14 protein-coding genes are annotated in these 12562 nt (G+C 24.1%); all 14 read left to right on the top strand.

What is annotated here, in order from left to right; genetic code table 4:
• Positions 1-6 precede the first annotated feature (6 nt).
• The 14 genes from NX772_RS01560 to NX772_RS01495 all read left to right on the top strand — a co-directional run bounded on the left by NX772_RS01560 (position 7) and on the right by NX772_RS01495 (position 12544).
• Positions 7-459 (top strand): hypothetical protein, encoded by a 453-nt coding sequence (locus NX772_RS01560; protein ID WP_027123675.1) that lies wholly within the window; start codon positions 7-9, stop codon positions 457-459.
• A 3-nt stretch (positions 460-462) separates the two neighbouring features.
• Complete coding sequence (locus NX772_RS01555; RefSeq protein WP_051542233.1) at positions 463-2316, top strand: type IA DNA topoisomerase; 1854 nt, start codon at positions 463-465, stop codon at positions 2314-2316.
• A 9-nt stretch (positions 2317-2325) separates the two neighbouring features.
• Positions 2326-3459 (top strand): DNA methyltransferase, encoded by a 1134-nt coding sequence (locus tag NX772_RS01550; RefSeq protein WP_051542235.1) that lies wholly within the window; start codon positions 2326-2328, stop codon positions 3457-3459.
• Between the two features lie 105 nt (positions 3460-3564).
• Entirely contained in the window at positions 3565-3981 is a 417-nt protein-coding gene (locus NX772_RS01545; RefSeq protein ID WP_027123676.1) for an Mbov_0392 family ICE element protein, read from the top strand.
• A gap of 25 nt (positions 3982-4006) precedes the next feature.
• A complete protein-coding gene (locus NX772_RS01540; RefSeq protein WP_259429399.1) occupies positions 4007-4162 on the top strand; it encodes a hypothetical protein in 156 nt (51 codons plus the stop codon).
• 122 nt (positions 4163-4284) lie between these two features.
• Positions 4285-5217: an exonuclease domain-containing protein gene (locus NX772_RS01535; RefSeq protein ID WP_027123577.1), complete on the top strand. Its 933-nt coding sequence runs from the start codon at positions 4285-4287 to the stop codon at positions 5215-5217.
• On the top strand, positions 5190-6131 hold the full coding sequence (locus NX772_RS01530) for a hypothetical protein (protein WP_259429398.1): 942 nt from the start codon (positions 5190-5192) through the stop codon (positions 6129-6131). The genes NX772_RS01535 and NX772_RS01530 overlap by 28 nt, the downstream gene beginning before the upstream one ends.
• 86 nt (positions 6132-6217) lie before the next feature.
• Entirely contained in the window at positions 6218-6661 is a 444-nt protein-coding gene (locus NX772_RS01525) for a hypothetical protein (RefSeq protein ID WP_259429397.1), read from the top strand.
• 110 nt (positions 6662-6771) lie between these two features.
• Positions 6772-9309 carry a type IV secretory system conjugative DNA transfer family protein gene (locus NX772_RS01520; protein ID WP_027123571.1) on the top strand — a complete coding sequence of 846 codons (2538 nt, stop codon included), beginning with the start codon at positions 6772-6774 and terminating at the stop codon, positions 9307-9309.
• Positions 9310-9417: 108 nt separating this feature from the next.
• Positions 9418-9519, top strand: coding sequence for a ParA family protein (locus tag NX772_RS01515; RefSeq protein ID WP_259429396.1), 102 nt, complete (start codon positions 9418-9420; stop codon positions 9517-9519).
• Positions 9520-9548: 29 nt separating this feature from the next.
• A complete protein-coding gene (locus NX772_RS01510; protein WP_259429395.1) occupies positions 9549-10217 on the top strand; it encodes a ParA family protein in 669 nt (222 codons plus the stop codon).
• The gene (locus NX772_RS01505) at positions 10198-10485 is read left to right on the top strand and encodes a hypothetical protein (protein ID WP_027123575.1); all 288 of its coding nucleotides are present in this window, start codon (positions 10198-10200) and stop codon (positions 10483-10485) included. The genes NX772_RS01510 and NX772_RS01505 overlap by 20 nt, the downstream gene beginning before the upstream one ends.
• Positions 10486-10552: 67 nt before the next feature.
• Positions 10553-11272, top strand: a complete 720-nt coding sequence (locus NX772_RS01500) for an Mbov_0400 family ICE element protein (RefSeq protein WP_027123576.1) — start codon at positions 10553-10555, stop codon at positions 11270-11272.
• Positions 11273-11296: 24 nt separating this feature from the next.
• Positions 11297-12544, top strand: coding sequence for a hypothetical protein (locus tag NX772_RS01495; protein WP_027123554.1), 1248 nt, complete (start codon positions 11297-11299; stop codon positions 12542-12544).
• The last annotated feature ends 18 nt before the right edge of the window (positions 12545-12562 follow it).

The raw sequence follows: 12562 nt of genomic DNA, 5'->3' as shown, positions 1-12562 counted from the left end.
AATATTATGAACAACAAAGAAATTAATACATTTAATAAATTGATTTTAAAAGGTAAACTGATTGCTCCTGTTTTCGTTAATGAAACAGAAAAAAATAAAAAAGCATATTCAACTATCTATATAGTGCAAAACAAAAATATATTTCCTATTAGGATTTTTGGAGATAAAATGGTTCGTACTTTTGCTGAAGTTGCTAAAAAAGGAGATATTATCGAACTAGAGGGATCAATAACAACTAAATCTAGAGAAGCCAAAAACATATTCGATAAATTTCCAGAATTTAAAGTTACTTCAACCAATATTATTAGTATAAATGATCAAAAATTTGATTATTCTCAATTTAATAAACAAGAACAAGCTATATCTGATACCGAATGAAATTCATTTTTAGAAGAAGAAAATTCGAAAAAAGAAGAAGAGTTGCAATTAACAGAATTTGAAATAGAGAATTTACTATAGATCATGAATTTATTTATAATTGAAGGATTAGGAAAACTTAAAACAATATCTTCTTATTTAGGTAAAGATTTTAAAGTTATAGCTACTGGTGGTCATTTAAGAGACTTAACAATTAGCAAGGAAAATAATTTAGGCTTTAATTTTAATAATTTTCAAGCAAATTGATCAGTAATTGATAGTAATAAAAAAAAGATTATCAAAGAAATAAATCAATACGGAAAACAAGTAGATAATATTTATATCGCAACTGACCCTGATAGAGAAGGGGAAGCAATAGCGTGGCATATATCAGAAGTTTTAGATTCTAGTTTAAAAAACAAAGTAAGTAGGGTTTGTTTTAATGAAATAACAAAAGAAGCAATATTAAATTCGATTTTAAATAAAACTAATATTAATCAAAATTTAGTAAATGCTCAATTTGTAAGACGAATTTATGATAGATATTTTGGTTTTAAAGCTTCAAATGTTGTTCAAAAAGTTTTAAAGCAAAAGTCTGCAGGTCGAGTTCAATCCGTTGCTTTAACTATTTTAGAAAAAAGACAACAAGAAATTGAAAAATTTGTCGAAACTAATTCATGAACACTTGAGCCTGAATTAAATAATTTAAAACTTAAGCTAATAGATAAAGACTTTGAAATAGGCATGATATTTAATAAAGATCAAGAAGCGAAAGAAATTTATAATCTTTTATCAGAAAAATTCATTTTAAAATCATTAGAAACAAATGATAATTCGATTAAGAAACCATTAAAGCCATTTACAACAAGTGAACTTCAAAAAACAGCTGGTAAAAAGTTTAAATTAAATGCTGAAACAATAGAAAAGACTTTACAAAATTTATATCAAGGTGTGACAATTAACGGAATTCAAAAAGCTTTAATTTCTTATCCAAGGACTGATTCTACAAGAATAAGTGATGAATTTAATTTAAAAGCTAGTGAATTTGTTCATAATAACTTTGAAAAAGAATTTTGGAATGATAGTTATTGATTTAATCAAATTAAACAAAAAGATTCGGCACAAGACGGACATGAAGCGCTTAGACCCATTGATTTTAATATTAAACCTAATGAAATTAAAGAGTTTTTAACAGAAGAAGAGTTTAATATTTATTCTTTAATTTATGAAAAAACACTAGAGTGTTACTTGGCATTTTCTGTTTATAAAAAAACAACTTTTAAATTTGAAAATAATAGTCATATTTTTAAAAGTGAAACAAAAAGTAGAATTTTTAAAGGATTTGAAATTTTAAAAAATAAAACAGAAGAAGAGAACAAAATAGATATAAATGATTGAGAAGTAAATAAAGAGTATTTTTTAAGCAAAAATGAAAATTGAATTGTAAAACATACAACAAAACCACCGGAAAATTTTACTCAAGCCACATTAATTGCTTATTTAGAAAGAAAGGGAATAGGACGTCCTTCTACTTATGCAACAATGGCACAAATTAATATTAAAAATGGATATGTTTTTGAAGATAAAAAAACAAATAAACTATTTTTGAATATAGCCGGAAGGGATACTGCTAAATTTGAAATTGAAAAATTTTCTAACACTATTTCAGAAACGTTTACAAAAGATATGGAAGAAAAGTTAGATGGTATTTCTAAAGGTCATTTAAATTGAAAAGATTCTTTAATTGAACTAAAAAACATAGTAGATAAGGAACTTGAAAATATTAGTTTTCCCAAAGGTTATGAAATAGAATATCTTGAAAATGCCTTTTGTCCAAAATGTAATTCAAAATTAATTAATAAAGAAAAATTAATAAGTTGTGAAAATTATTTCTATGACGTTAAAACTAAAAAAAGTATAGGAAAATGTGATTATATCAAATGGAAAAATAAATATTAGGAAGTCTCTATGTTAAAAGAAAAAGAATTTTTAGACAAAAAAGAACTAATACAAATTAATTCAATTTCTTCTTATTTAGCTATGTTTCCTGTTAGTGTTCCTTTAGATTTAATTAAAAAATATTCAACTGAAAATGATTTAATAATGGATAACTTCTCCGGAAGAGGAACCACTGCCATTAGCTCTAGATTTTTAAATAGAAGATTTGTAGGTAATGATTTAAACCCTTATAGTTATGTTTTATCAAAATTTAAAATTTCAAAACTTTGCAAAAATAGAATTTTTCTTAAATTAAGAAAATTAGAAAGAGAATATGAAAATATAAAAGATGAAATAAGTACTAATGGATTTGAGGAAATGCTTATTTACTATTCTGAGTATACACTTAAACAATTAATATTTTTAAGAAATAGAATAGGAAAACAATGAAAAACTAATGGTAAATATATTAACGCTATTTTAGCTTTTGCATTAGGATTAATGCATGGACCAGAAAGAAAAAACGGTGAAACTATTTATTTTTCTGTGTCTATGTCTAATATGATTTCAATGTCCCCTAATTATGTAGAAAATTATAAGCAAAAACATAACTTAAAAACTAAAGAAATAAATATTTTTAAAAAGCTTAAAAACAGAATTGAAACTAAATTTTTTGATTTATTAACAAAAGAATATAATTCAAGTTTTAAATACCACGATTCTTTAAAACCTTTGAACTTTGTAAAAGATAATTCAGTAAATTTAGTTATTACTTCTCCTCCTTATTTATCTATAGTTGATTATACAAAATCTAATTGAATAAAACTTTGATTATTGGGTTATGATAGAAAAAACGTTTCTAAAGAAATTAAATTAAAAGATAAATTAAAAATGAATGAATACATTGAATTTATAAAGTCTTATTTAAACAACATTTATCCTAAATTGAAAACAGGCTCTAAAGTTTGCCTTGTGGTCGGCGATGTTTATAATACAAACTTGATTGAAGAAACTTGACAAGAAATAAAAGAAGAAGTAAATTATGAAAAAATAGACCTAATAATTCAAGAAGTAAGTGAAAACAAAAAATCATTAAGGTCTATGAATAGTAAAAAAGGAAAAGCTACACAGGTAGAAAAAATATTAATTTTAAAAAAAGAATAATTATGTAATTAATAAAAAATACAATATCAGAATATCTTAAAGCAATAGATTTAAATAATATTCATATTTTTTATAAAATCCAAGATTTGATATTAAGGAGAAATAATGAAAAAACAAAAAATATTAAATTTATTATCAACAAATAGAAGTTTACTAAAAGAAGTTGCTATGGAAGTAACACAAACAAAGGATTTTGATAATTATTTATACGATAATAATATTTATCATTCCGAAAATTTTTTAGAAGTTTTAGATGATAATCTAAGAGAAAAAGGATTAGATTCAGAATACATTTATTTAGCATCTAAGGTATCTAATTTTGAAAATGATATTAGAAATTCAGAATATATAGAAATCAATGCATATGCAAATGATTTTGAAATTAAAAATTACGAAGAAGTAGTATTTAGTTATTTAGAAGAAAATTGCGATGAAGACGATTTACTTAATTTAATTGAAAATTATGTTGATGATTTTGAGGATGAATTAGAATCTGAAGAAGATTTAGAAATGACAGCTTAGAAAATAGAAAGGTATTTAAATAGATTTGGATATAAATTTAGAAAGAAATAGATTGTTAGAAAAAATAACTTTTTTAAAACTAGAGTGACAAAAAGCTAATGAAAATGGAGAAGTTGAAAAAGTAGCAAAATATTTTTCAGAACTATTAACATTAAAAACTAAACTAAAAAAACTAAATTAATTTGATAATCCAATTTAATAATTCAAGAGTTTAACAACTCTTATTATTTTATAAAAAAAGTGGTTACCAAAATGGTAACCAAATTGGTAACCAAAATGGTTACCAAAATTAAGGAGCAAAATATGAAATTAGAGTGTGCTTGAGGTCATGAAATCGATTGAGATAATTGTGTTATATTTGATTTAGAGTATTCAGAAAAAGATATTATAGAAATTGGTGCTTTAAAAATTAAAAACGGAGAAATTATTGATACTTTTTCAACTTTAGTTTTACCAGATAATTTTGTAAAAAATGTTTATGCTAGATTTAATAAAATCAAAAGTTCAGAAATCAAAGAAAAAGGAATTCCAACCGCTAAAGCAATGGAACAATTTATCAATTTTATAGAAGATTTAGACTTGGTTGCGCATAACGCAGAAAAAGCTGATATTCCAGTTTTAGAATATACACTTGAAAAACTACAATGGGATTTAATAGAAAATAATAAAATTTTAGATTCTAAAGATTTTTTTCAGGAACATATAAAGAGAAAAATTGATATTGAAAGTAATCGTTGATCTTTAGGATATTTAAGTGAAAAATTAAATATCGATTATAAAGCTGCTCATAGATCGCTAGAGGATTGCAAAATATTATTGGAAGCGAAAAATAAAATAATGGAATTAGAAGATAAATATTTTTTAGCAAATAAATATAGAACAAAGAAATATATAACTTTAGAAAAATATACAGAAAAATTAAAAAAGAAAAATAAAAAAATAATGAAAGATCCAGAAATTTCTATTGCTGTTACTGGTTCAATTGAAGATTATACTAGATATGGAATAGCAGAAATTCTACTTGAAAAAGGTTATAGTTTTGATTTAAAAATCAAAGCTTCGACTTCTTATTTAATAATAGGAGAAAAACCGGGGAAAAATTCATTAGAAAAAGCGTCTAAATATAATGTTAAAACAATTGATTGAGCTCAATTTAATACAACGTTTTTAAATAATAATGAACAAAAAAAGGAAAAAAGGTGAAAAACATGGATAAAAGCGATATTAAATCAATAGTTATAGAAAAAACAAGCACAAGTGGTGTAACTATTAGATATACATATAAATTTAGAGCAGATAATATCGATACTTGGGCAACTAATTTATTTAATATATTTAAAAAAATTGAATTAGGAGCGACAGAACAAAATTATGTCGAAAATGAAACTAAGTATTTATTTTTAGTTCATAATTTTTTAGATAAGTTAGAAAGTCCCAAACCTAAATTAGATAATTATAGATTTAATTATCAATATTTAGACAATAAATCCTTTTCAATTAAAGGTATTTATAATACTGCTTCACTAAAAATCAATCCAGGCGATGTTTTAAAAGTTAAAACACCTAGTTTTAAAAATTTAGATGAAATATTCTATGGTTTATTTGAGGAATCTTTATTAAATTCTGATACTTATACACCTTCAATAAAAGAGAATGATGAAAGCTTTACAAATCAAGTTCAGGACGTAATAAATAATCATAAACATAAATTTATTTACTATAAGGAAACTTCGGCAGGAATGATAGAAAAACTGGTTGAAGAAGGAAATAAGGAAGTTATAGAACGTTTAATTGAAACAGTAGAAAATAGAGATGATTTTAATAAATATATACTATCTTCCAATTTTTTTAAATTGGAATCATTTAAAAAATTTTTAAAAAATGATTTAAAGAAAGATGATGAATCATATTCAAGGTGTGAATCTTTATTGGATAAAATGGTTGAAATAAAAAAATTAAAAAACCAAAACGGAACTCCTAATTATATAAAACGTCATCAATATAAAAATGAATTTGATATTAAAACAAACCAAGAAGTAGTATTTTCATTTATAAAATCTCATATAGGTGTTTCTGAGTTAAAAGATATGTTAAATTTAGAAAAAGAACTAAAACAAGAATCCGAAGAAGATTTTGGAATGACAATGTAAAAAATTAATAGATAAAGAGTTTAACAACTCTTATTATTTTATAAAAAAAGTGGTTACCAAAATGGTTACCAAAATTAAGGAGAAAAATGAATAAAATAGATTTAACAAATTACAACAACTTTTATAAAAACGATATAGATCTAAAAACTTTAAAAGAACAATTATATGAATTAGCGAATGAACAAGAATGAAATTATTTTTATAACGCAGATGACAAAGAATTTAATGAATTTTTTAATCATAATGAAGATACGGGTAAAACTTGACTAAAAAATAATTTAACAATAGAACAATTGATGTATTTTATAGAAAAAACAAAAGGTTACTATTATAGTTTTTGAACATTTGCTGAATATAATGAAAAAGCGAAAGATTTTTTTGAATATCCAAAATTCCACGGTTTTTATACTCAAGGTTTCAGCGAATACAAAAAACAACTTGCTAATGCTCAAAGTTTCGAAATTCCAACTGAAGAACTAGAATCAGAACTTGAACAAGAATCCGAAGAAGATTTTGGAATGACAATGTAAAAATTTAATAAATTAAAAGTTTAACAACTCTTATTATTTTATAAAAAAAGTGGTTACCAAAATGGTAACCAAATTGGTAACCAAAATGGTTACCAAAATTAAGGAGCAAAATGAATAAGATGGATCTATTTTTTAAAAAAATAAAACCTACCAAAAAAAGAGTCATTTTAAGTTTAATAGCATCATTAGGTTTTGGGATAATACTTGTACTATTTTTGCTTATTGGTACAGTCTTATATGAAAATGTTAAAAATAAACAAGGAACTAGTTATTCATATTTTATTTTGAAAATGCTAAATGCATTTGAAAATTATTATGATAAATTTTTACTAATTTTCTTTTTTTCAGTATTAGTTAGTTTTATTTACTTAGTTTTATTTTTTAATAAAAGTAAGCAAAAATTTGAAGAAGAATTTGAGGAAAATTCATTTTTATATGATGAAATTTTAAATAAAGGAAGCGAAAGTGAATATAAAAATAATTTCTTGTTAAATTCTAAGGAACCAGCTTGAATTATTGGTTATAAGTTTTTTAAAACTAAAAAATTAATAGAATGATATGGAAATGATTTAAGTAAACAAGCGTTAAGTTTTAAAATTTTAGGTGGTTCAAGAAGTGGTAAAACTCAAAAATTTGTTATTCCTAACTTAAAATATAACATTAATGTTCCAGAACAACACAAAAAACCTAATTTACTAATTGTTGACCCTAAAGGAGAATTGCACTCTGCTATTAAAAAAGACTTAGAAAGAAATAATTATAGGAAAGTAGTATTTGATATTGCTAATCCTTTAAGTTCAACAGGTTTTAACTTTTTAAATATGGTGTGAGATAAGTTTCATTCCGATAAAGGTGATAAAAAACAAAATGAAGCAGAAGCGTTTTCGCTTTTAGCAGAAGTTATCGCTTCTTTAAAGGAGTGAAATGAAAATGGAGAAAGTGCGGTTTGAGATAAAGGAGCTCAAGATATTTTAAATATTATCGGAAAGTTTATGCTTATTTTTTCAAAATATGATCTAAATGTTAGAAGGGAACATTTTAATCTAGCTACTTTTGCTCCTTTTTTGGCAACAGATATTTTTCAACATGGAAAATGAATAAAATTTTTAAATAATTTAAATAAAAAAGAAAAATTAGATCCAGTAGAGCAAGAATTGGTTAATTTATTTAATCAACAAGTAAGAGCCTATTCTGGTATTGCTGTAAATACACTATCAGGTTATTTAGCAAACGCAACAATTGCTATTTCTCCTTTTTCGCAACAAGCAGAAGTTAAATCATTTTCTTCACGTTCTGAAATATCTATTAAAGATTTATTTATACAATCCGATCCTAATTCTAATTTGTTTGCAAAACAAGAATATCAAAAAAGAATCGAAAAATTAAGTTCAAAAACAGCAGAATTAGAAGCAGATAAAAATTTTATAAATATTTTAAATACAATTAAGCTTAGGGATAAAACTATTAACGATTTGGAGAAGTTAGATCAAGAAGATTTTTATTATAAAACTTTTGAAGATCTATTAAATAACACAGAAAAAGAAATAAAAGGTTTTTCGGGGGAAAATCTAGAAAAATTGAAAATTTATGAAAAACTTAAAATTGAAATTCAAAAATATCAAAGACTAATCGAAAACTTTTCCGAAGAAGTAAAACCCTTTGCATTATTAATAAGATTTCCGGATCATTTAAGTAGTAGAAACCAAATTGTAAGTATTTTAATTGATCAAATTTATAAACAAGCAATTGAAATTGCTAATGAATCTAAAGGAGCAGAATTATATCGTTGATTCTTGAACATTTTTGATGAGTTTGGTAATTTACCTAATGTTCCTAATTTTGGTTCTAAACTATCGATCGCCCTTTCTAGAAAAGTTGCCTTTATGATTATCATACAATCTTATGCTCAATTGGGGAAATATCAGAAAAATCAAAAGGAAATTATTTTAGAAAACACAGGGTTAAGTGCTTTTATAAATAGTGATAATGATGATACCATTCAATCAATATCCAAATCTTTAGGGAATAAAAAAATAATCAAACGTTCTTATAGTTCCAATGGTCAAAATACTAGTTCAAATTCTTCTGAAAGTATAAGTGAAAAGCCAGTAATGGAAATTAATGAAATTAAAACAATGCCTAAAAATCAACATTTAATTTTTAAAATTCAAAGTTTACCTTTAAAACTCAAATCAACATATTCATATACAGTTTGAGATTTAGATAGAACAATTCAACCACCAGGAGCAATAAAACCATTTAAAGATGAGGATTATTTTTTCAATTTCGAAAATGCTAATTCTATTGTTAATTTAAGTTCTAAAAAAATAGATAACACTAATTCAAGTAATGATGAAAATGCTAAAAATTTCAAAGAATTAATGAAACTAAAAATAAATAAAACAGAAGAAGAAAACGAAGAGGAACTGGTTGAAATTAAACCTAATAATTCAACAACATTAGAAGCAAATAAAGAAGTAGAAAAAGAAAGATTGTTAAAACAAATTCAATTTGTTGAGGAAAGAATAAGAAGTGCAATTGATAATGATAATATGGATGAAGAAGTTGAATATAGTGATGAATTAGAAAAATTAAAATCTAATCTAGAAAAACTACTAAAAAAAGAAAAAACAGAAAATCCCAATTAATAATTCAAGAGTTTAACAACTCTTATTATTTTATAAAAAAAGTGGTTACCAAAATGGTAACCAAATTGGTAACCAAAATGGTTACCAAAAATACATTAAGGAGAAAATATGAAAGTTATTACTTTTAGTAATAATAAAGGCGGAGTTTTAAAAACTTCTTTAACAGTTAATTATGCTGGCGTATTATCTAAAAAGGTTATAAAGTTCTAATAATAGATACTGATAGTCAATCGAATGTATTGTCTTCATTTAGAAATATTGACCCAAATACCATTGAATATAATATGTACGATATTATTTTTAAAAATCAAAAAATAGAAAAAGCTATTTATAACGTATATCAAAATATCGATATCATAAATTCAGGAACAGAATGACGAGAAGCTGATAGTGAAATGACTAAATGTTTTGTTTATGGAAAAAAGTTTAAACATTTTAAACAATTGATTCAAGAAATAAAAAAATTAAATAGATATGATTATGTACTAATTGATACAGAACCTAAAAAATCAGCAAATACATTTGGAGTATTATTAGCTTCAGAAGAAGTTATTATTCCTTTTACTTTAGAAAGTTTTGGAATTCAGGCGCTAGTTGAAATGTATGATTACGTAATGCAAGCTAAAGAATCTAATACAAAACTAAATATTAAAGCTTTAGTTGCAACTAAAACAGTGAAAAGATCTAAATTAGAAAACATAATTAAAGAACAGGCAGAAAAATTGCCAGAACCTAAATTATGCCCAGTAAGTATTCCTAATTCTGTAACTGGCGCTTCTTCAGTTACATTAAAAAATTTACCTATTGTTTTAACTTCGAAAAACAAACTAGCAAAAGCATATGAGCAATTAGTAGATTTACTAGAATTCGATATTGAAGGAGAATGAGATGATTATAAAAGATACTAATTTTGATATCAATTCTTTATTAAAAAAACAAAATGATAAATTAGAAAATAGAGATGATTTAAAGGTGCAAGAACCTAAAAAAGACATGGATATATTAGTAGATTATTCATTAAATAACTTTAGTTTCAAGTCAAAAAAAGAAACTTTTGGATACTATTTAGAAGTTGATATTGATAGAAAATTAACAAAGTTAGCAAGACAAATGGGTGTTAAAAAAAGTGATATTTTAGAGTTTATTTTGAAAAAGTATTTTAATGAAAAAAGTTAGTTATTTTTTAATATAAAATATTAAAAAATGATATAATTTATTTATAAAAAAAATAGAAGGTGTCACTATGAGTAAAATAGATAAATTTAAACCGTTTTTTACTGAAAATGAAAAATTAATTACTTTTGATAGATTTGAAAATACAATTAGTCATAGACCCGTTGTAATTTTTTATGATTGTTATAGAGATTCTTACTTTTATTTAAAACTAAGAACAGCAACTATTTCAAAACCTAACGGGATAGGTCTAAAAAAGAAAACACCAGGTGAAGTATTAATTAAAAAATCAACTCAAAAAGGTTCTTTATTGAAAAATGATAGTTACATCGATACTACTCAATTATTTCAAATTAAAGCGCAAGAATTGGAAAGTATTGTTAACACTAAAAATGTTTTATATTTAAACACTTATTATTTTCAATGAGATATAGTTAGAACAATTCTTTTAGAAGTTGAAAAGAACTTATCATATGAACCGCCTAAAGTTTCTCTTGTTAATGTTGAAAAAGAAGGTGAAAATTTTAAAGGAACAACTTTGTATTGTCATAAAGATTTATGATTTTATGATAAGAGTAAATTAGATATTTCTGAACAAACGAAAATAGAATTTTTAGAAAAAGAAATATTGGAAAATAGAAATAATGATTTTGATTTAAAAGCATTGTTTAAAAATTTAAAATTAGGTGTGAGGGACGAATTATTTGAGCAAAGCTCATGAGATGATTCGGAAAACGAAGAAGAAAGTTTAGAGCAAGAATCCGAAGAAGATTTTGGAATGACAATGTAGAAAAATAAAACGGAGATGTAATTTATGAAACAGAGAAAAATATTAAATAGTATGCTTTTATGTTCAATAGCACTAGTGCCACTAATTGCTAATTCTTGTAGTTTTTCTAGTTTACTTTCTAATAAACTAAAAGATTCTTATAATAATCAAACTAAAAAACCTAATAGTGAAACAGAAAATGGTTCCAACTCCTCTGATTCTTCTAGTTCAGGTTCCAATAATTCTAATAGCTCTAGCGATGGGAATAATTCAGATATTGTATTTAATACTAATGAATTGAGTTCAAAAAGATTTAGAGAAATGCCTAAATTTGATATCGCTAGAGACCAAAAGGGATTTTATCGTTTATGACTATATATTAAACAAATTCCACAAAATGTAAAAGAGGAATTAGGGGAAATTAATTCTTTAAATAAAAATCTTTTAAATCAAAAATTAATTGAAAAATATAATGAGGTAAAGGAAAAAATAGGAACAAATTCCGCTTCACAAGATATTAATAGAAAAGATTTTGGAGATTCTCTTTTTGGACAAATTAACAATGCAAAATATAGTGATAAAAGTATTTTTGGAAATCGTGGATTAGAGCAATTAAATTATTATTGAAATCAAGCAGATCAAAGATTATTCAATTTAGAGAAACCGGAAAATAAAAGGTGAGAATGAAAAATCAATGAGGATTCTTCACTAATTAGTTCAACTAATGAGTTAGAAATATTTTTAATGACCCCATATCATTTATTAGCGTATTCTGAAAAACAATTAGAGTTAATGAAAACTTATATTAATTATCAAATCGCACTTTATACAAGTTTTTCCAATAGAAATAAATCATTTGAAGAACAATTAAAATTCGATCATTTGAAGTTAGATAAAGAAATAAAAACTTTAGAAAGTGCATTAACTCAAGCAGAGAAATTAGCAACACATATTAATATATTTTTAAACCCAATAACTCATTATTCTAAAGATAAGAACACCGTCTTTTCACCATTGCCAGAATTAGGTGATAAAGAAATGTATAAAGAATTATTAGATCTAATGAATAAAGAAATCGCACCTTTATTAATCAAGTACGGGGATTATGATAGTAGTCCTTTAGAAGATATCGGAAATAAAACACTTATTAAAAAATACTTTTATCCACTTCTAGAGGGGAGAGAGTTAAAGATTGATTATAGTGAAGAAGAGATTAAAAAACTAATAAAAGATTTTAAAATTAATGGTAGGGTTAAATATAACTTTGAATATGACTTTACTGAAGATGTTTAAATCTAAATAAAAAACAAA

The sequence above is a fragment of the Mesomycoplasma molare genome (assembly GCF_024918955.1).
In the GTDB taxonomy this organism is placed as follows: domain Bacteria; phylum Bacillota_I; class Bacilli_A; order Mycoplasmatales; family Metamycoplasmataceae; genus Mesomycoplasma_A; species Mesomycoplasma_A molare.
Note: the sequence above shows the minus strand (reverse complement) of the source record. Positions and strands in the feature narration are given on the sequence as shown.